Genomic DNA, 19779 nt, shown 5'->3' with positions numbered 1-19779 from the left:
CCATGACCACCGACGACCAGACCGCGCCCTCGTCCGGCGAGGTCGCCACGGCCGTGAAGCGGATGCTGATCGCCGAGTCCCGGCTCAGCATGGACCCGGCCGAGCTGGCCGGCGACGAACCGCTCAAGGGCGACGTGCTCAACGTCAGCTCGCTCGGATTCGTCGGCATGTTCGTCCGGCTGGAGGACGAGCTCGACGTCGAGCTGCCCGACGACCTGTTCAACGGCCGCACCTTCACCACCGTCGACGACATGGTCGAGGTCGTCGCGGCGGCAGCGGGGCGGTGACCGCCGTGCTGACCTGCCGCATCGACTACACCATCGACCCGCGCAAGGCCGGGGAGTTCGCCCGCTACGCCGCCGCCTGGCCGCCGATCATCGAGCGCTGCGGCGGCCGGCTGGTCGGCTACTTCCTGCCGGGCGACGGTGCGAACAACCAGGCGATGGCGCTGCTGGACTTCGAGTCGCTCACCGAGTACGAGGCGTTCCGCGGGCGGCTCGCGGCCGACGAGGACGCCAAGGCGACCAAGGCCGAGGCCGACGCCAACGGGTGCGTGCTCGTGGAGTCCCGGACCTTCCTCCGGAGGGCCTGAGGATCATGGACGCCCTGCACGCCTGGGCCCGGCGGCCGGACCGCCCGGTGCCAGCGACGGCGGACGGCCCGCTGACCGGGTTCGTGCTGGGCGTCAAGGACGTCATCGACGTCGCGGGCATGCCCACCCGGTGCGGGTCACCGCTCACCGCCCCCGATCCGGCCGCGGCGGACGCCCCGGCCGTCGCGCGGCTGCGCGGCGCCGGGGCCGTGATCGCGGGCAAGACGCGGTGCACCGAGTGGGCGCTGAACGACCCGGCCCCGACCGTCAGCCCGTGGGACGCGGATCGCACGCCGGGCGGGTCGAGCGCGGGTTCGGCGGTCGCCGTCGCGACCGGCGGCTGCATCGCCACCGTGGACACCCAGACCGCCGGCGACGTGGTGCGGCCCGCCGCCTACAACGGCGTCGTCGGCCTGAAGCCGACGGCGGGGTGGGCGCCGACCGCGGGCGGCCGGGCGGTGGCGCCGAGCATCGACACGTTCGGCGTCCTCGCCCGGCGCGTTGGGGACGCCGCCGCCGTGGCGGCCGCGATCGCCGACCGCCCCGCCCGCTTCGCACCGCCGGGGCGGGCGGCGGCGCCCCGGATCGGCGTGCTGCGCGACCCGTTCACCGACCGGGTCGGAGACGCCGTCCGCGCGTGCCTCACCGGTGCGGTCCGCGCGTTCTCCGCTGCGGGCGCCGACGTGCACGACGTCTCGACCGGCGTCGATCTCGCCGCCGTGCACGCCGCGCATCGCGTCATCACGTTCGCCGAATGCGCGTCCCTGCATCGCCGCCGCTACCGCGACCACGCCGACCGTTACGGTCCGCGCGCCCGGGAACTGATCGAGCGGGGCCTGAACACGCCGATGCGCGACCGCCGGGAGGCCGACGCCGTCCGCCGGGACGCCACCGAACGGCTCGGCGCCCTGCTGGAGGGCCTCGACGCGCTCCTCGTCCCGGCGGTGCCCGAACCCGCGCCGCCACGAGCGACGACGGGAGACTCCCGCCTTCAGATCCCGTGGACCCTGTGCGGCCTGCCCTCGCTCGCGCTTCCCGCCGGCACGGCCGGGCCCCTCCCCCTCGGCGTCCAGCTCGTCGCCGCCGAGAACGCCGAGCCGGAGCTGATCGCGGCGGCCGCCTGGTGCGAGCAGGTGATCGGGGACTGAGGCGGCAAGCCCCCGGCACGACCGCTCTCCGACAGGCGGGCGCACCTTCGGTTAAGCCGCTGTCATGTCCGGAAGCGGCCATCTCCCGGAGGGCGGCCGACGCGCGGGCGGCGCCCGGTGACGCTCCGGCGCCGCGCGGCGTTCCTGCTGCCCGTCGCCCCGCCGCCGGAAGGCCGAGATCACCGCCAAACGCGGTTGACCCGATGCGGCCATGCCCGCGGCGGGTTTCGGCCGGACCGGCCGGCGCCGCCGCCGCACGGGCGCCCGCGCGGCCTACCGTCGATAGGGCAACCACTCCACGATTGGTGAAGCGCCCATGACGACGTCCCGCCCGCCGTCCCGCACCCGCCGCCGCGCCGCTCCCGTCCGGTCCGGGCACGAGACCGGGACGGCGCGCTCATGAGCCTCCACGCCGTGGGCACCGGAACCTCCGCCCGCTCCGGCACCGCCTCCCCGGCCGCCGCGCCCGCACGGCGGGCCGGGAGTGCGTCCGCCGCGCCGCCCGTCCGGACCCCGCTCGCCCTGCACCGGCCCGCCTCCGCCCGCGTGCACGACCACCTCCTCGGCGGCAAGGACAACTACGCCGCCGACCGCGACCTCGCCCGGCAGGTGCTGGACGTCCTGCCGCAGGCCGCGGACGCCGCGCGGGATGGCCGGGCGTTCCTCGCCCGCGCGGTCCGCGCCTGCGCCGAGCGCGGCATCCGGCAGTTCCTCGACCTCGGCTGCGGGCTGCCCGCCGCCGACAACCTGCACCGGATCGCCGCGCGGCACGCCGCCGGGACCCGCGTCGTCTACGTCGACGCCGACCCGCTGGTCATCGCGCACGCCCGCGCCCTGCTGGTCGAGGGCGGCAACATCGCCGCCCTGCAGGCCGACCTGCGCGACCCGGCGGCGATCCTGGCCGCCCCGCAGGTGCGGCGGCTGATCGACCCGGCCGAGCCGGTCGCGCTGGTGTTCTCCTCCGTCCTGCACTTCCTGGCGGACCCGGGCGCCCCGGTGGCCGCGCTGGGCGCCGCGGCCGCGCCGGGCAGCGCGCTGGTGGTCTCGCACGCCACCGCCGACCACGCGCCGGCGGCGGTCGCCGAGGCGGCCCGGCGGTACGCGGCGGCGGGCGCGGGGCCGCTGCTGCCCCGCCGCGTCGGCGAGATCGAGCGGCTGTTCGGGCCGTTCACGCCGCTGTCCCCCGGCCTCGTGCCCGCCGGGAGCTGGCGGGCGTGCGGCGCGTTCCCGGCGCGCGGCGCGGCGGTCCTGTACGCGGGCGTCGGCGTCCGCTCCTAGCCCGGAAGGGGCGGTCTCTGCGACCGCTCCGCGACACGCCGTGTTCAGGTGATGTTCAGGGGGTCCGTGGAGAGCATGGAGGAACGGCCCCTAGGGTGGCCCGGATGCCGACGAACACTCTCACCACGGAAACGAAGGCGAACGGCGCGGCGGCGGCCACGGCGCACCGGATGGGCTGGCTCGACGCCCTGCGGGGCCTGGCCGCACTGGTGGTGGTGTTCGAGCATTCCCTTGACGTGCTGCTCCCCGAGGTCCGCCGGAACGTGAGCCCGTGGTTCGACTTCGGCCGGTACGGGGTCTTCCTGTTCTTCCTGATCAGCGGCTACGTCGTGCCGTTCTCGCTGGTCCGGCGGGGCAGCGTCCGCACGTTCTGGATCGGCCGGCTCTTCCGGCTCTACCCCGCCTGGTTCGTGTCCGTCGGGCTCATGCTCGCGCTCGGCGTCACCGGCGTGTCGTGGGGCCTGCCGGACGGCCTCGGCGACCGCCCGTGGATCTCCGCGCTCGCGCACCTGACGATGCTGCAGGACCTCCTCGGCGTGCCCAACGTCGTCAACGTCTTCTGGACGCTGTCCTACGAGATGGTGTTCTACCTCCTCATCACCGCGATGTTCATCGCGGGCGTGAAGGGCGCGAGCGCGCGGGTCTCGCTCGGCTTCGGCGTGGCCGCCGCGATGCTCGGCGTCTCGCTGCCGTCCGGGCTGCTGGCCACCCGGTGGCCCGGCGCGACCCCTGCGGTCGCGGCGCTCGCCCTCGCGGCCGGGATCGCGGCGATGGTCAGCGGGCGTCCGGCGGTGCGCCGCGCGGGCGTCGCGATCGTGGCGGCGCTCGCGCTGACGCTGCTCGTCCTGGACAGCCGGATCGGCGGCATCGAGAGCCTGTGCATCATCGCCACCATGTTCGCCGGGACGGCGGTGCGCGGCATCCAGGACGGCCGGCTGCGCGCGCGGCCCGCCGCCGCGATGGTCGCCCTCGTCCCCGTGCTGACGCTGCTGGCGGGGCTGCGCCCGCCGCCCACCTGGGCCTCGCCCGGCTACGCGCAGTCGCTCGGCGTCGACTGGTCGCTCGGCGTGGCCGCCGCGTGGCTGACCTTCCTCGGCGGCCTCGCCCTGCGCGACCGCCGCATGCCGGGCGCGCTGATGTGGCTCGGGCTCGTCAGCTACTCGGTCTACCTGCTGCACCCGATGATCATCCAGACGATCTGGCGAGTCGCCGGGGAGCGCGACGCGATGCCGCTGTGGGTGCGGCTGGCCTGGGAGGGCGTGCTGCTCGCCGCCGTCCTCGTCGCCGCCGGCCTCGCGCACCGCTACGTCGAGCGGCCCGCGCAGCGCCTCGGCCGCCGGCTGTCGCGGCGGGCGGCCCGCGCCCCGGAGCCGCCGGCCGAGCCGCCGATGGAGCCGCCCGCGCCGCGTCCCGAGCCCGCCGTCCCCTAGCCGCCGGGGGGACCGGCGGGGCCGCCGGGGCCCGTGATACCCATGACGGGAGGATTCCGGCGGACCTCCCGTCCGGACACCCGCCTTCACCGCGCGTGCACCGGATGGTGACAGCGATCACTTTCTTGCCTAGGGTGAGGCCGGTTCACCCCTCCCGGAGGGAGGCCCCATGGTCAGTCCCCTGCCGAACGGACACCGGATGGCACAAGGGTCCATGCCCGCGGAGCTGCCCGACCTGCTGCGCCAGCACCTGCAGGCGGCCGTCGAGGAGATGGAGCGGGAGATCCGCGACCAGGTGCCCGAGTACGCGGGCGGCGGGCACGGCGAGTACGCCCTGCGGGTCGAGCGGACGGTCAGCGAGACGGTCGCGTTCTTCGTCGACTCGGTCGACCACCCCGACGCCGACGCGCGGCACCTGACCGAGCTGTACATGCACCTCGGCGAGCTGGAGGCGCGGCAGGGGCGCGGGCTGGAGGCGCTGCAGACCGCGATGCGGGTCAGCAGCCAGATCGCCTGCCGCCGCTTCATCAAGGACGCCTACCGGCTCGACTGGTCGCGCGAGACGCTGGGCCGGCTGACCGACTCGCTGTTCATGCTGGTGGCGCGGGTCGCCGACGCGGCGGCGCAGGGGTACGCGCGCGAGCAGGGGCAGCTGGCGACCGAGCGGGAGCAGCGCCGCGAGCGGCTGCGGGACGCGCTGGTCGCCGAGCCGTCGCCGGGCCATGAGGCGATCACCGAGCTGGCGGTCGCGGCGCGCTGGGACCCGCCGCGCAGCGTCGGGCTCGTCGCGCTGCCTTCCGGCGCGCCCGCGGGCGCGCGGATCCTGCCGCCCGCGGTATTGGCCGCGTGGGACGCGCCCGTCCCGTTCCTGGTCGTCCCCGACCCCGGGGGGCCCGGGCAGGACCGGCTGTGGCCGGCGCTGCGCCGGATCGGCACCGCCGCGATCGGGCCGACCGTCCCGCTCACGCAGGGCGCGGTGTCGCTGCGGTGGGCGCGGCATGCGCTGACGCTGGTCGAGCGGGGGTTGCTGCCCTCCGGCGCGCCGGTCCGGTGCGTCGACCACATCGCCCCGCTGGCGACGCTGGCGGCGGAGGAGCTGGTCGGCGCGACGGCCGGGGCCGTGCTCGGCCCGCTGCTCGACCTGGCGCCGGCGCGCCGGCAGCCGCTCGCCGAGACGCTGCTGACCTACCTGGAGTCCGGGGACAACGCCGTGGTGGCGGCGGAGCGGCTGCACATCCACGAGCAGACCGTCCGGTACCGGCTGCGGCGGATCGCGGAGCTGACCGGCGGCCGGTTCTCCGACCTCGACGGCCGGCTCGACGTGATGCTGATGCTGAGCTGGCTGGTGCGGTCCGGGCGCGCCGAGGAGTCCGCCTGACCGGCGCCTGGAGCGGAGCGGAAGGCGCCGGTCAGGCTTGCTCTTGCCGGGGGGTTTGGGGGTCGACCCCCCAAAGCTGACCCGCGCCGCGCCCGGCTAGCGTCCGGCGAGGCGGTGGCCGAGGAAGGCGAGCTGCGCCGGGAGGCGGGGGCGCCAGAAGCCGCCGTCGTGGCAGCCGCCGCCCATCGAGCCCTCCGGGTGGATCCTGCCGCGCAGCCTGCGGGCCATCGGCGCGAACGGGTCGCTCGTGCCGCAGTCGACCCGGATCGGGACGCCCTTCAGCGCGTCGAGGTCGGAGAAGACGTCGTTGCGGGCGAAGTCGGCCGCGTCGTCGAAGGACCGCGCGTTGGTGCGGCGCGCGTCGGCGTAGGAGCCGAACAGGGCCGGGGACGAGGCGACGACGGCGGCCGTGCGCCGCGCGCCCAGCCTGCGCGCCAGCACGAGGGCGCCGTAGCCGCCCATCGACCAGCCGATGGCCCCGACCCGGTCGGTGCGGGCGCCCTGCCGGCGCAGCCGCGGCAGCAGCTCGTCGACGATCATGCCGATGGGGTCGTCGCCGTCCGCCCTGGCGTGCCAGTAGGTGTCGGGGCCGCCGTCGACGGCGGCGATCAGGAACGGGGGGACGCCGCCGCGCGCGACCGCGTCCGGGAGGTAGTGGTCCAGTGCGAGCGACCGCACGGCCGACGCGCCGTCCCCGCCGCTGCCGTGCAGGGCCACGGCGACCGGCAGGCCGCGCGGGGACCGGTTCGCCGCGGGCAGCACCACGGTCGCGGTGACGTCGGTGCGGCGGTGCGCGGAGTGCCAGGTCAGCCGCTGGACGGTGGTGGACGCGGCGGGCGGCGCGGGCACGTCCCCGCACCTGCCGAGCGCCTTGTCGAGGCGGACCCGGCCGGGCAGGACGTCGCGCTCGACGAGGGCGTAGCCGGTCCCGCCCGCCGCCGCGAAGGCGCCGAGCCCGCCGAGGCCGCCGAGCAGCAGCGCGCGTCTGGAGATCACGGGAGGTCCTTCCGGGAGGGGGGCGACACCCGGTTGGATCTCCGCAACCCCGCAAAGGTTCCGACCGAATCGCGCCGCGCCCGGAAACCGGTGGTCAGGGGGCGGCGGGCTCGTCGGCGCGGCCGGGCGCGGACTGCGAGTGCGACAGGACGGTGACCCCGGCGGTGAGCAGCACCACGCTCAGCCCGACCGCCGCGAACGCCGACGCCGACCGCGGCGGCTCGGTGTGGAACGCGAAGACGGCCAGCACGTAGGACGCGACGGGGTTGGTCATCGTCATCGCGGTCATCGCCGCGGGCAGCGACCCGGCGGCGAACGCCTTCTGCTCCAGCACGAGCCCGAGCAGCGTGGACCCGGCGAGCGCGTAGCCGGGCCAGTCCAGCGCCGTCGCGGCGATGCCGCGCTCGACGAGGTCGGCGGTGGTGAGCTTGATGAGTACCGCGGTCGCCGCGAACATCAGGCCGGAGCAGACGCCGAGCAGGACGGCCCGGACCGTCCCGCGGCGGATGTTGGCGGCGCGCGACAGCGCCAGCACGAACGGGAGGGCGACCAGGCCGGCGAGGATCAGCCGGGGCCGGGACGGCTCGCCCTGCGGCGGGATCGCGCCGGGCACGGTGAACAGCACGGCGAGGCCGGCGGTGACGGCGATCCCGCCGACCAGGTCGCCGCGGGCCGGGCGGCGGCCCGTCACGGCGGCGCCGAGCAGGATCGTGAACACCAGCTGGGTGACCAGCAGCGGCTGGACGAGCGCGGTGGAGCCGAGGTGCAGCGCGGCGGCCTGGCTCATGAACCCGGCCAGGTTCGAGGCCCAGCCGGCCAGCCACACCGGGTCGCGCAGCAGCGCCCCGATCAGCCGGACGGCGGGGATCCGGCCCCTGCCCTCGCCCACCGCGCGGCGGGCCGCGCGGTACTGCAGCGCGGCGGCCGCCGCGAACAGCAGCGCCGCCAGCACGCTGAACGCGGCGGACCACGCCATCAAGGCGTTCCGGTCTGCGCGCCGCTGCGGCCCGGGCCGGCGTCGACGCCGAGCTCGGCCGCGAGGGCCTCGAACGCCCGCGGCAGGCCGGCGGCGAGCCGGTCCGCGCCGGGCGGCGCCAGGGTCTCGGCGATCACGGACACGTGCAGGGCGCCGTCCAGGCTCAGCACGCCGACCGCGACCGGGACGCCGCGGGCGGGCGGCAGGATCGGATGGACGGCGCCGAGCGGCGCCCCGGCCAGCAGCAGCGGGCCGGACGGTCCCCGCAGGTTCGCGACGACGGCGCAGGAGGGCGGCGACCGGCCGTCCGGCGGTGCGGCGTCCCGCTCCGCGGCGGCCTCCGCGGCGGCGTCGCCGGCGAGCGCGGCCAGCAGATCGGCGACCCGGATGCCGGCGGCGCGGGCGACCTCGCGGACCCGGTCCAGCGGCAGGGTGACGGTTCCGAAGCCGTGCGGCGGCGCGGACGCCCCGTTGACCGCCGGCGGTGCCGCCATGGCGGGCGGCGCGGGCGCGGGCAGCACGGCGGCCGGGCCGGGCCCGCCGGTGTCGCCCGCCGGGTCGAGGAGGCCGCACAGCAGGTCGAGGGGGCGACCGCCGTCCGCGAGGGCGCGGTCGAGCAGGACGACGACGGCGTCCGGGGCCGTCCCGCCGCCGCGGACGAGGTGGAGGCGCCACGGCGGGCGGCCGGGCGCGAACGGTTCGGCGATCAGCCGCGCGACCAGGGCGTCCCGAGCGCGGCGGTCGCCAGGGGCAGGCAGCGCGGACTCCCGGACGTGCCATGCCGGGTCGGGTTCGCCGGCGTCCTCCCAGCGCGCCCGGCCCGGGGCGCCGGGCGCGCGGAGCCGGCGGGTGAGGTGCGGCAGGTCCGGCAGCCGTTCGGCCAGCAGCGCACGCACGCGCGCGGCGGCGGGGCCGGGCCCGGTGAACTCCGCGACGGCTCCCACCACCCGCGGCGCCTCCGCGCGCCCCGCGAGGACCGCCGCGGCGCGCCGCGACGGCCCGGACGCCGCGTCCGCCGGCGGACCGGTCCCCGGGCGGCGGCCCCGTACGAGCCGGGCGCGCAGCGCCTCGGCGCCCGCCGCGGCCGGGACGAGCAGCAGCCCGCCCGGGATGTCCACGACGTAGTGCGCTGCCGTCGCGACGATCACCAGGCCGGTGACGACCAGGTGCAGGGCGCACAGCCAGGCGACGGCGGCGCCGCAGCGCGCGCGGACGGCGGTGACGCCGATCCACGCCACCCAGCCGATGTGCAGGCTGGGCATCGCCGCGTACGGGTCGGCGCCCGCCGAGACCACGCCGGTCCCCCAGGTGGCGGGCGGGTGGTGCAGCGCGATGATGTCGGTGTACCCCTCGCCGGGCAGCAGCCGCGGCGGCGTCGACGGCCACGCCGCGAAGCAGGCGATCGCGATCAGCGTGATCCAGATGAGCATGCTGCGGGCCCACGGGTAGACGGGGCTCCGCCGCCACCACAGGTAGCCGAGGAACCCGAACGTGGCGAGGACGTACGTCGTCGCGTACTCCCACGCCGCCAGCGCGCCGAGCCAGTGGTGCCGGATCAGCACGCCGTTGAGCCGGTGCCCGGCGTCCAGGTGCGCCCAGCGCTCCAGGGCCAGCAGCGACCGGCCGTGGGCGTCGCTGACGGCCCGCGACCCGGCGAACGCGTGCGTGAACGCCAGGTACACCGCCAGCACGGCCAGCCCCCCGGCGATCTCGCGCGCCGCCGCGGCGGCGCGCCCGCGGCCCTCCTCGCGGGCACCGGCCGGGGCCACCTCGCACCGGGTCACGCCGCGCCTCCCGCCTCGGCCATCGCACCACCCCCACCGATCATCATCCCCACGTTCCCTCGCGACGACCGCGAAGAAGGTGGCCGATCGCCGCCTTTTCCGCGGCGGAGACCCACACGACCGGACCGACCAGCACATTTCGGTGAACTCGATGGCCGCCCGGACACCGATGATCTACGTTGGGAGGCCCCCGGGCGGACCGCGCCCGCCGAGCGAAGGGCCGCAGCCGTGACCGACACCCCGCCGCCGGAGGAGAGCGCCCCGGAGGGGATCGATCCGACCGTGCCGGCCGCCCCGCGGATCTGGAACCACTGGCTCGGCGGCAAGGACAACTACGCCGCCGACCGCCGCGTCGGGGACCAGATGGCCGCGCAGTACCCGAGCATCGTCCGGCTGGCCCGGGCGGACCGGGAGTTCCTCGGCCGGGCCGTCCGGCACCTGGTGCTGGAGGAGGGCGTCCGGCAGTTCCTCGACATCGGCACCGGGCTGCCCACGGCCGACAACACCCACCAGGTCGCGCAGGCGCTCGCCCCCGGGTCGCGGATCGTGTACGTCGACAACGACCCGCTCGTGCTGGCGCACGCCCGCGCGCTGCTGACCAGCACCCCCGAGGGCGCCACCGCCTATATCGACGCCGACCTGCACGACCCGGAGCGGATCCTCGCGGAGGCGGCGCGGACGCTGGACTTCTCCCGGCCGTTCGCGGTGATGCTGCTCGGCGTCCTCATCTACGTGGACGACACGCCCACCGCGTACTCGATCGTGCGGACGCTGAAGGACGCCCTGCCGTCCGGCGGGCACCTCGTGATCGCGCACAGCACCAGCGAGGTGCACGGCGAGGCGACCGAGGAGGTCGTCCGGATGCGCAACGAGCGCGTCAAGCCGGCGATGACGCTGCGCAGCGGCGCGGAGATCACCCGCTTCTTCGACGGCCTCGAGCTGCTGGAGCCGGGCGTGGTCCCGTGCAACCGCTGGCGGCCGCACCCGTCGGCCGAGGGCTCGGAGGACGTCGACGAGTTCAGCGGCGTCGCCCGCAAGCCGTAGCCCCGGCCCGGCCGGACGCGTCGGGCGCGTCAGGCGCGTCAGGCGAGGGGGACGCGGAGGCCGACGGTGCCGCGCAGGTCGAGCCAGGCGGTCCCCTCGCCGATGACCAGCCGCAGGACGACGTGCTCGCATCCGGGGCACCGGGCGACCGCGCCCGGGGCGTGCGCGTAGACGCGCAGGCCCGGCAGCGGTCCCGCCAGGCCGCACTCGGTGCACCGCACCGCCGCCAAGGTGACGTCGACGCCGAACACCTCGCTCAGCGGCCCGGCGAGCGCGTTGCCGTCCTGGTACGCGCCCGTGTCCTCGTAGACGACGGCCTCACCGCCCGCGACCGCCCCGCCGGTGCCCGCGCCGCCGCCCGCCTCCGCTGCCATGTCAGCCTCCGCTCGGTCCGAAGCGCTCGGTCCTGATCCGGCGCGGGTCGTTCCCCAGGGCGACCAGCAGGTCGGCCGCCGCCTCCACGAACCCGGTCGGCCCGCACACGAAGCAGGCCGGGTCGAACTCCGGCGGCCACGCCCATGCGGCGAGGTCGTCCTTCGCCAGCCGGCCCGGCGGCCGCGCCCAGCCGTCCGGCGCGGCGCGCGTGTACAGCGGGAAGACCTCGACGCCCGGGTCGGGGCGCCGCAGTTCGCCGGTGTACCACCGCTCCTCCGGTGTCCGGACGGAGTACACCAGCCGGAACGGGACGCGCGATCCCGCGACCCGCCGGGCCCGGACCATCGCCATCAGCGGCGCCACCCCGGCCCCGCCCGCGACGAGCGTGACGGGCGCCGGGTCGTCCGGGCGCCACACGAACCAGCCGCCCACCGGACCGCGGACCTCCACCGGGTCGCCGGCCGCGAAGACGCCGGTCAGGTATGGGGAGACCTCGCCGTCCGGGACGTTCTGCACGGTCAGCTCGACGCGGGCGCCGGCCGCCGGGGCGGCGAGCGAGTAGCTGCGCTGGGCGCTGTAGCCGTCCTCCGCGGTGAGCCGGACGTCCACGTGCTGGCCCGCGAGGTGGCCCGGCCAGCCGGGGACGTCCAGGACGAGCGTGCGCGCGGTGGGCGTCTCGTCGCGGGTCTCCGCGAGCCGCGCCACCCGCCATCGCAGCCGGGTCAGTCCCCCTGGTACCGCTGTTCCAGCCATGGGTCCCCGTAGTCGTGGTAGCCGGCGGTCTCCCAGAAGCCGGGCTCGTCCTGGGTGAGCAGGTCGAGGCCGCGGATCCATTTCGCCGACTTCCAGAAGTACAGATGCGGTACCAGCAGCCGCACCGGGCCGCCGTGCTCGGGGGCGAGCTCCTCGCCGCCGAAGCGGTAGGCGAGCCACGCCTGCCCGTCCAGCAGGTCCTGGAGCGGCAGGTTGGTGGTGTAGCCGCCGTAGGAGCGGGCGAGCGCGTAGTCGGCGGTGGTCTCGACGTCGGCGAGGAGCGTGTCCAGGGAGACGCCCGTCCAGGTCGTGCCGAGCTTGGACCACTTGGTCACGCAGTGGATGTCGACCGTCGGGGTCTCCGCCGGGAGCTCCAGGAACTCCTGCCACGTCCAGCCGCGCCGCTCGCCCGTCTCGGTGGTGACGGCGAACTCCCACTCGTCGGTGCCGACCCGGGGCGTCGGCCCCGCCGACAGCACCGGGAAGTCCTCGGTGAGGTACTGGCCGGGCGGCAGCTTCACGTCCCCCTGCCGCCGCCTGCCGTGGAATCCGGGCGAGACGATGCCCATCCCCGCTCCTGTTCGTCCGGACGGCCCGTGCTCCGGCATCCTGCCCGGTCAGGACGGTTCAATCCCTAGGCGGCGCGAAGTTCCAGCCGGGAGCCGACCGCGTTCGGGACGAACGCGTCCGGCAGCCGCGACGCGAGGGCGTGCGCGGCGCGCCAGCCGGTACAGTGCGCCGGGACGACCACGCCGGGCTCCAGGCCGGCGAGCGCGCCGACGGTCGGCTCGATGATCGGCTCGAACGCCGGGCCGCTCAGGTGGAACCCGCCGACGACGGCCGCCACCCGCGGCTCCCCGGTGAGGCGGCGCGCGTACCGGACGATGTTGACGATCCCCGCGTGCCCGCAGCCGGTGAGGACGACCAGGCCGCGCCCGCGGACGTTCAGCACGAGCGCCTGGTCGTCGCGGACGAGCGGGTCGGGCGCCCAGCCGCCGCCCGTGAGCGCCTCGTGGTAGGCGGGCATGCCGCGCTCGAACGGCGTGACCCGGTCGATCTCCCCGGTGATCAGCACGGACCCGCCGAACAGCAGCGACGGCTGCGCCCGCTCGACGATCTCGAAACCGGCGCCGGCGAGGGCCCGCCGGCTCGGCGCGGCCAGCCGCAGCGGCTCGGCGCCGGGCACGTTCATCCGGCGGCCCGTCCAGACGCCGGGGTGCACGACGAGCGGGGTGTTCGCGGCGCCGACCGCGCGGATCAGCCCGTCCAGGCCGGTGACGTGGTCGGCGTGGCCGTGGCTGAGCACGACCGTCTCGACCGCGGCGGGGTCGACGCCGAGCCGCCGCATGTTGCCGACCAGGCCGTCCGGGGTCATGCCCGCGTCGAACAGCAGATGGTGGTCGCGGCCGTCGCGCGTCACCGTGACCAGCATCGAGAACCCGTGCTCGGCGAGCGGGACGTCGTAGGACTCCCCCACGTCCAGGATCCCGGCGGGCAGGTGCGGGACGGCGGCGGCGTGCCGCATCCCGGTGCGCCGCATCGGGCCCTGGTCGGCGAGCAGCAGGTCGCTCTGGTTGTCGATGAGCGTCGTCAGCACGACGGCGTCGACCGGTTCGAGCCGCACCCGGTCGGGCGTCTCGCGTCCGGGGTCGGGACGCGGCGCGGCGAACACCACCTCGTCCGGGTCGGCGACCGGCTCGTAGCACATGGGCCCTCCCGTTCCCGGCGCTCGCGGACGGGATCATGATTCCACGGGCGGCCCGGCCCCCCCGCAGGAAGGATCTTGATTCGGCGGCGGAACGTCCGGATGGCCCGATAGGCTACGCCGCGGCAAGGCCGTAGCGCAGAGGTCGTCGCGCCTTACAGCGGGCTGGAGGACGTCGGTTCGAATCCGACCGGCCTTGCCACCCCCGCCCCGGTGCCGCGCCGGACCGCGGGGCACGGCGGGCGGGAACGGGGGACGCGGTGACGGTGATCGACACACGCGCGTTCCCGCCGCAGGAGGCGTCGCGGCTGCGGCGGATCCGCCGCTACGCGGTCCCCCGCTGGATGATCGAGCGGGCTTCCGAGCGGCGCCTCGCCGGCGACTGGCTCGGGGCGTGCGCGGCGGCGAACATGGACGTCGCCTTCGACCTCGCCGAGGTCGCGGACGAGCACGGCCGCGAGGTCGCCGCCGCCCTTGCGGACGACCTCCGCCACTTCGCCCCCGACCTGCTGCGCTGGCACGCGCCGCGCGTCGGCCGCGGGCGGACGACGCTGGCCCCCGACCAGGTGCTCGTCCTGTCCGCCACCCCGGGCGACCCGCGCCGCACCCTGCACGTCACGACGCCTCGGCAGCTCGTCCACGGGCCGCAGCGTCTCACCCTCCGGTTCGGCGCCGTAACGGACCTGTGGCCGTACCTGAACACCGACCTGCCCTACCTGACGCTCTGGCACAACATCGCGCACCGGTGGGACGCGGCGCGGCACCTGTGGGACGTCCGGCACACCGATGAGCTGCGGGAACGCTGCGGCGGCGACGCCCGGCGCGCACCGTTCCTCGAGCCGGACGGCACGCCCCGCCCGGCCGATCGACTCCCGTCCGCCGACCCCGGGCGCGACGACCCGGCCGCGCACGCCGAATGGGCGGTCCTGCTGCACGAGTCCGGTGACGCGCGCGCCGCCATGGCCGCCGCCGGGATCACCGTCGACGAGGCGGGCGTCGACCTCGACGAGTACCTCGGCGGCGGGGTGATCGAGACCGTCGACGTCCTCGCCCGGCTGCCGCTGGCCCCGGCGCGGCTCGCGGACGAGGTCCGGCGGCTGTCGGAGCGCGGGCACGGCGACGAGTACTGGATCCCCGCGACCCAGCACGTGGCCGTCGTCCTGCGGCGCGCCGGCGAAGGGCTCGGCGCGGAACTGGTCGGACGCGACGACCTCGACGAGGACCTCCCCGTGGTTCCGGACGCGTCGTGGCGCATGCCGCCGGACGCCGACGCGCTGCGGCACGGCGTCGTGCCCGCCGAGGAGCTGCATCCGCTCGTCCGCGATGCCCTCGCCCCGGCCCGCGCGTTCACCGGCCCCGGCGGGCCGCCCGGGCCCGGGCGCCCCGGGCCGGCGCGGATCCGCTGCCGCGGGGAATGGCACGAGGTCGCCTTCCGCGACGGCGCGCTCGGCATGCCGCACGACGAGGGCGAGCGGCGGCGCGAGCGGGCGCTGCTCGCGCTCGGCGGCTCGGTCGGCGGCTGCGAGGCGGCGGAGCGGGCCTGGCGGGAGGGCGGCCGGCTGCCGAAGGCGCTGGACGCCCAGCGGCGCGAGCTGCTGGCCCGGGTCCAGCACGGCGACACCCCCGGCGTGCTCGCGCTGCTGGACGCCGGGGCCGACCCGCGCGTCCGGGACGCGCGGGGCCGCACCCTGCTGCACGCGCTGCCGCAGCTGGACTGGGAGGCGCTGCTCCCCCGGCTGCTGCCCGTCCTGGACCTGGAGGCCCGCGACGGCGCCGGGCGGACGCCGCTGCACGTGGTGGTGTTCGAGGAGGGCTCGCCCGCGCTCGTCCGGGCCCTGCTCGACGCCGGGGCGCGGATCGACGCGCAGGACGACGACGAGATCACCGTGGCGCGCGTGATCGACTGGCGCCGCACCGACCTCGACTTCCTGGCGAAGCGGATCGAGGAGGAGCACCCGGACCTCGAGTGGTGAACCGGCCGCACCGCGCCGCCATTTAGTACATACCGACCGGTCGGATTCACCTGGGGATAGAATCGGCGGGCGGCGGCCTCGACAAGCGGGTTCACCCGCCTCGACGGGCGCCGTTCTCGCGGCGAGTTCCCGCCCGGTAGGCTGACGGCTGATCACGGGCGGCGCGGCGGTCGCGGGGCCCGGCCCGGACGGAGGTGGAGTCTTGACGCAGACCTCAGCGGGACGGCTGTCCGACGACGTGCCACTTCCCGACCGGCTGCTCGCCGTGGCCACCCGCATGTTCGCCGAAAAGGGCTTCGAAGGCACCTCGGTCCAGGAGATCGTCAACGCCGCCGGCGTCACCAAAGGCGCCATGTACCACTACTTCGGCTCCAAGGACGACCTGCTCTACGAGATCTACCACCGGCTCCTCGGCCTGCAGATGCGCCGGCTCGAGCAGATCGCCGACGGCCCCGGCGCCGCCGGGGAGCGGCTGCGCGCCGCCGCCCTCGACGTCCTGGAGACCTCGTTCCTCTACCTCGACGACTTCACCGTCTTCTTCCGCTCCACCCACCTGCTCCCCCGCGACCGCCGCGAGGCCGTCCGCGCCGAACGCCGCCGCTACCACGAGCGATTCCGCGACCTCGTTGAAGAAGGCCAGCGCGAAGGGGCCTTCCGCGCGCAGATCCCCGCCGATATCGCCGTCCATTTCTTCTTCGGCACCGTGCACCAGATCGGCGCCTGGTACCACCCCGGCGGCCGCCTCAAGACCCGCACCATCGCCGAGCACTACGCCGACCTTTTCCTGAACGGACTGGGTGTGCCTTCCCAGGGGGGCGACCCTGTGTTGACCCAGGGGGGCGACCCCCTGGAACCCCCGTTGCGATGAAGGGGGCGTTTCCCGCTCCGCTCGCTGCGCTCGCTCCGCGGGAAACGCCCCCTTCATCGTCGGGCAGGCCCGCTGCGCTCGCTGCACTCGCTCCGCGTGCCTGCCCGTGACGGGGGCTTAGGTCCGGCCCTCCGCTCGGTTGTTCAGCCGGGCCTTCCGTTCGGTTGTTCGGCTGGGTTACCGGAGGGGCTTTTCAGCGGTCGATTCGTTCTATTTTCAGGGCCTCGCTCTTGTGGCGGGCTCGGAGGGGCTTCTTGTCGAACTTGCCGACGGTGGTCTTCGGGATCTCGTCCATGAAGGTCCAGTACTCGGGGACCTGCCAGCGGGCGACGCGGGCGGCGAGGTGGTCGGCGAGTTCGGCGGCGGTCGCCGCGGCGTCGGGTCGGAGCACGACGCAGGCGAGCGGACGCTCGTCCCAGCGCGCGTCGGGGATGCCGATGACGGCGGCCTCCGCCACGGCGGGGTGGCCCATGAGGTGGTTCTCCAGCTCGACCGAGGAGATCCACTCGCCGCCCGACTTGATGACGTCCTTGGCGCGGTCGGTGATCTGGTAGAAGCCGCGGTCGTCGATCGTGCCGATGTCGCCGGTGCGCAGCCAGCCGCCGTCGAACTTCTCCGGCGCCGGGTTGCGGTGGTAGGAGCCGGTGATCCACGGGCCGCGGACCTCGATCTCGCCGACGGACTCTCCGTCCCACGGCAGCTCGCGGCCCGCGTCGTCGACGATGCGCATCTCGACGCCGGCGGCGACCCGGCCCGACTTCAGCCGCCAGTCCATCTCCTCGGGCGTGCCGGGCTCCACCTCGGGCGGCGGGAACGCCATGCCGCCGAGCGGGCTGGTCTCGGTCATCCCCCAGCCCTGGATGATGCGCAGGCCGTACCGCTCCTCGAACGCCTCCAGCAGCGAGCGGGGCGCGGCGGCGCCGCCGGACGTGCCGGCGCGCAGCGACGACAGGTCCAGCTCGTGCTGCTCGCCGTAGGTGAGGATGCCGTGCCAGATAGTGGGGACGGCGGACGCGAGCGTGCTGCGCTCCCGGGCGACGAACTCGGTGAGGTGCTGCGGCTGCATGAACGGGCCCGGCATGTGCAGCGTCGCACCGGACAGGAACGCCCCGTAGGGCAGGCCCCAGGCGTTGACGTGGAACATCGGGACGATCGTCAGTACCCGGTCGGCCTCGGTGATGCCGACGAGCGACGCCGACTGCACGGCCATGGCGTGCAGGAACGTCGAGCGGTGCGAGTAGACGACGCCCTTGGGGTCGCCGGTGGTGCCGCTAGTGTAGCACATGGACGCGGCGGACCGCTCGTCCACCTCGGGCCACTCGTAGCCGGGCTCCTCGGCGGCGAGCAGGTCGTGGTAGCGCAGGACGGGGGCGCCGTTGCGGTTGGCCTCGAGCGGCGCGCCGTCGCCGTCGCCGACGATGACGAACGCCTCGACGGCGGGCAGCTCGTCCACGACCCGCGCGAGCAGCGGGACGAGGCTGTCGTCGACGATGATCACCTGGTCGTCGGCGTGGTTGATGATGTGGGCGAGCTGCTCGGGGAACAGCCGGATGTTGAGGGTGTGCAGGACGGCGCCCATGGCGGGCACCGCGAAGTACGCCTCCAGGTGCTCCTGGTTGTTCCAGCAGAAGGTCGCCACGCGGCCGCCCTGCCGGACGCCGAGCTTCTGCAGCGCGGCGGCGAGGCGTTCGGCGTTGTCGGCGACCTGCGCGAACGTGGCGCGGCGGGGCTCGCCGCCGCCGGTCCAGGTGACGCATTCGCTGCGCCCGTAGACGCGCCGGCCGTGCCGCAGGATCGCGGCGACCGTGAGCGGGAAGTCCTGCATGGTGCTGGGGATCATGACGGTCTCTCCGGGATGACGGGGCGGGCGGGGGCTCAGCCGACCAGCAGGGACAGGACCTCGGCGACGCAGACCGGCTTGCCGCCGCCCTCGCGCTCGACGGTCACGCGGACCTTGGCCCGCGCGCCCTGCGGGGTGCGCTCCAGCGAGACCAGCTCGGCGCCGGCGCGCACCCGCGACCCGACGGGGACGGGCGCGGGGAAGCGGACCTTGTCCGAGCCGTAGTTGACGCCCATCGTCAGGCCCTCGACCCGGGAGATCTCCGACATGAGCATCGGCAGGAGCGACAGGGTGAGGTAGCCGTGCGCGATCGTGCCGCCGAACGGGCCGTCCTTCGCCCGCTCGGGGTCGACGTGGATCCACTGGTGGTCGCCGGTCGCGTCGGCGAACCCGTTCACCTGCTCCTGGGTGACCGTGTGCCATTCGCTGTGGCCGAGTTGGGAGCCGACGGCCTTCTCGTACTCGTCGATGCCGCTGAACGTCCTCACCGCGTTACCTCCTCCGCCGGGCGCTTCCGTGGACGCCACGATGACAACATACCGACCGGTTGGTATGCAACGCGAGAGGCGCGCGGATCAGGCTTTCCCGAGGGCGGCGAGGCCGGAGCGGAGCAGCGGCTCGACGGCGTCGCCGATCGCGTCGAACCCCTCCCCCACGGTCTGGCCGTGCAGGTAGCGGTAGTGGATGCCCTCGGAGATCACCGCGAGCTTGAAGCAGGCCAGCCCGACGTAGAAGCCGATCGCCGACAGGTCGCGGCCGCTGCGCTCGGCGTACCGGGCCACGACCTCGTCCGGTGACGGGAAGCCCGGCGCCCGCGTCGCGTCGGCCCGGGCCGGGGACGGCGCCGTCCGCTTCATGTAGACGAGCAGGAGCGCGAGGTCGGTGAGCGGGTCGCCGAGCGTCGCCATCTCCCAGTCCAGGACGGCCGCGACCCGGTCGTCCGCGCCGACCAGGAGGTTGTCCAGCCGGTAGTCGCCGTGCACGATCGCCGGGGGCGACTCGGGCGGGATGTTCGCCTCCAGCAGCGCGTGCAGCTCCGCGGCGCCGTCGAGGTCGCGGCTGCGGGAGGCGTCGAGCTGCTTCTTCCAGCGGCGCACCTGGCGGCCGAGGAAACCCTGCGGCCGTCCGAAGTCGGCCAGCCCGACCTCGGCGGGGTCGACGCGGTGCAGGTCGACGAGCGTGTCGATCATCCGGCCGGCGATGTCCGCGACCCGCGTCTCGCCGAGCGGGGCGAGTTCGTCCGCCCCGCGGTACGGGGTGCCCTGGACCATCTCCATGACGTAGAACGGCGCGCCGATCACGTCCGGGTCGTCGCAGAGCAGGTACGTGGCGGGAACGGGGACCGCGGTGCCGGCCAGCGCGGTCATGACCCGGTACTCGCGGGACATGTCGTGCGCCGTCGCGAGGACGTGGCCGAGCGGCGGGCGCCGGACGATCCAGGAGCAAGCCCCGTCGGTCACCTCGTAGGTCAGGTTCGAGCGGCCGCCCGCGACGACGCGGGCGCGCAGCGGGCCGGCGCCGGCCGGCCACAGGGCGCCGGGGCGGGCCTCCTCGGCGTAGCGCCGGAACCGGTCCAGCGGCAGCCCCGGGACGTCCCCGTCTTCGAATACCCGCAATGCACCCTCCTCGCCGATCCGAG

Annotated in this window: 19 protein-coding genes and 1 tRNA gene; 10 read left to right on the top strand and 10 right to left on the bottom strand. The window is 75.7% G+C overall.

The genetic code is table 11. From position 1 onward, the window contains the following. The first annotated feature begins 2 nt into the window (after positions 1-2). The 6 genes from J4709_RS26290 to J4709_RS26265 all read left to right on the top strand — a co-directional run bounded on the left by J4709_RS26290 (position 3) and on the right by J4709_RS26265 (position 5826). Positions 3-287 (top strand): acyl carrier protein, encoded by a 285-nt coding sequence (locus tag J4709_RS26290; protein ID WP_208244461.1) that lies wholly within the window; start codon positions 3-5, stop codon positions 285-287. Then, positions 284-592, top strand: a complete 309-nt coding sequence (locus J4709_RS26285; RefSeq protein ID WP_208244460.1) for an NIPSNAP family protein — start codon at positions 284-286, stop codon at positions 590-592. The genes J4709_RS26290 and J4709_RS26285 overlap by 4 nt, the downstream gene beginning before the upstream one ends. Before the next feature lie 5 nt (positions 593-597). Continuing rightward, on the top strand, positions 598-1740 hold the full coding sequence (locus tag J4709_RS26280; RefSeq protein WP_208244459.1) for an amidase: 1143 nt from the start codon (positions 598-600) through the stop codon (positions 1738-1740). A gap of 414 nt (positions 1741-2154) precedes the next feature. Continuing rightward, on the top strand, positions 2155-3018 hold the full coding sequence (locus J4709_RS26275) for an SAM-dependent methyltransferase (protein ID WP_208244458.1): 864 nt from the start codon (positions 2155-2157) through the stop codon (positions 3016-3018). A gap of 104 nt (positions 3019-3122) precedes the next feature. Continuing rightward, entirely contained in the window at positions 3123-4448 is a 1326-nt protein-coding gene (locus tag J4709_RS26270) for an acyltransferase family protein (protein ID WP_208244457.1), read from the top strand. A 169-nt stretch (positions 4449-4617) separates the two neighbouring features. Beyond that, positions 4618-5826 (top strand): PucR family transcriptional regulator, encoded by a 1209-nt coding sequence (locus J4709_RS26265; protein WP_232384083.1) that lies wholly within the window; start codon positions 4618-4620, stop codon positions 5824-5826. 96 nt (positions 5827-5922) lie between these two features. On the opposite strand, the gene J4709_RS26260 is transcribed toward J4709_RS26265, so the two are convergent. From J4709_RS26260 to J4709_RS26250, 3 genes are all read right to left on the bottom strand, one after another. Next, positions 5923-6822 carry an alpha/beta hydrolase gene (locus J4709_RS26260; protein ID WP_208244456.1) on the bottom strand — a complete coding sequence of 300 codons (900 nt, stop codon included), beginning with the start codon at positions 6820-6822 and terminating at the stop codon, positions 5923-5925. Positions 6823-6916: 94 nt separating this feature from the next. Beyond that, positions 6917-7798 (bottom strand): DMT family transporter, encoded by an 882-nt coding sequence (locus J4709_RS26255; protein WP_208244455.1) that lies wholly within the window; start codon positions 7796-7798, stop codon positions 6917-6919. Then, positions 7798-9582, bottom strand: coding sequence for a bifunctional phosphatase PAP2/O-acyltransferase family protein (locus J4709_RS26250; RefSeq protein WP_208244454.1), 1785 nt, complete (start codon positions 9580-9582; stop codon positions 7798-7800). The genes J4709_RS26255 and J4709_RS26250 overlap by 1 nt, the downstream gene beginning before the upstream one ends. 228 nt (positions 9583-9810) lie before the next feature. Between J4709_RS26250 and J4709_RS26245 the strand changes: the two genes are divergently transcribed. Beyond that, on the top strand, positions 9811-10626 hold the full coding sequence (locus J4709_RS26245; protein ID WP_208244453.1) for an SAM-dependent methyltransferase: 816 nt from the start codon (positions 9811-9813) through the stop codon (positions 10624-10626). Between the two features lie 38 nt (positions 10627-10664). On the opposite strand, the gene J4709_RS26240 is transcribed toward J4709_RS26245, so the two are convergent. The 4 genes from J4709_RS26240 to J4709_RS26225 form a co-directional block, all read right to left on the bottom strand. Continuing rightward, positions 10665-11000, bottom strand: coding sequence for a DUF6510 family protein (locus tag J4709_RS26240; protein WP_232384081.1), 336 nt, complete (start codon positions 10998-11000; stop codon positions 10665-10667). 1 nt (position 11001) lies between these two features. After that, positions 11002-11754, bottom strand: a complete 753-nt coding sequence (locus J4709_RS26235) for a ferredoxin reductase (RefSeq protein ID WP_208244452.1) — start codon at positions 11752-11754, stop codon at positions 11002-11004. Next, positions 11724-12323, bottom strand: a complete 600-nt coding sequence (locus J4709_RS26230) for a sulfite oxidase-like oxidoreductase (protein ID WP_208244451.1) — start codon at positions 12321-12323, stop codon at positions 11724-11726. Before J4709_RS26230 ends, J4709_RS26235 begins: the two co-directional genes overlap by 31 nt. A 65-nt stretch (positions 12324-12388) precedes the next feature. Then, positions 12389-13462 carry an MBL fold metallo-hydrolase gene (locus tag J4709_RS26225; protein ID WP_208244450.1) on the bottom strand — a complete coding sequence of 358 codons (1074 nt, stop codon included), beginning with the start codon at positions 13460-13462 and terminating at the stop codon, positions 12389-12391. A gap of 124 nt (positions 13463-13586) precedes the next feature. On the opposite strand from J4709_RS26225, the gene J4709_RS26220 reads away from it, so the two are divergent. The 3 genes from J4709_RS26220 to J4709_RS26210 all read left to right on the top strand — a co-directional run bounded on the left by J4709_RS26220 (position 13587) and on the right by J4709_RS26210 (position 16300). Further along, positions 13587-13661: transfer RNA gene (locus J4709_RS26220), tRNA-OTHER, on the top strand. Positions 13662-13725: 64 nt separating this feature from the next. After that, a complete protein-coding gene (locus J4709_RS26215) occupies positions 13726-15432 on the top strand; it encodes an ankyrin repeat domain-containing protein (RefSeq protein WP_208244449.1) in 1707 nt (568 codons plus the stop codon). Positions 15433-15634: 202 nt separating this feature from the next. Then, positions 15635-16300 (top strand): TetR/AcrR family transcriptional regulator, encoded by a 666-nt coding sequence (locus J4709_RS26210; RefSeq protein WP_269757410.1) that lies wholly within the window; start codon positions 15635-15637, stop codon positions 16298-16300. Positions 16301-16493: 193 nt separating this feature from the next. Here the strand turns inward: J4709_RS26210 and J4709_RS26205 are convergent, their stop codons facing one another. From J4709_RS26205 to J4709_RS26195, 3 genes are all read right to left on the bottom strand, one after another. Next, on the bottom strand, positions 16494-18140 hold the full coding sequence (locus tag J4709_RS26205) for a long-chain fatty acid--CoA ligase (protein WP_232384080.1): 1647 nt from the start codon (positions 18138-18140) through the stop codon (positions 16494-16496). Positions 18141-18175: 35 nt separating this feature from the next. Then, complete coding sequence (locus J4709_RS26200; RefSeq protein WP_208244448.1) at positions 18176-18628, bottom strand: MaoC family dehydratase; 453 nt, start codon at positions 18626-18628, stop codon at positions 18176-18178. Between the two features lie 87 nt (positions 18629-18715). Further along, positions 18716-19756, bottom strand: coding sequence for a phosphotransferase family protein (locus J4709_RS26195; protein WP_232384079.1), 1041 nt, complete (start codon positions 19754-19756; stop codon positions 18716-18718). Positions 19757-19779: the final 23 nt, after the last annotated feature.

The organism is Actinomadura violacea (assembly GCF_017573465.1).
GTDB lineage: Bacteria > Actinomycetota > Actinomycetes > Streptosporangiales > Streptosporangiaceae > Spirillospora > Spirillospora violacea.
Note: the sequence above shows the minus strand (reverse complement) of the source record. Positions and strands in the feature narration are given on the sequence as shown.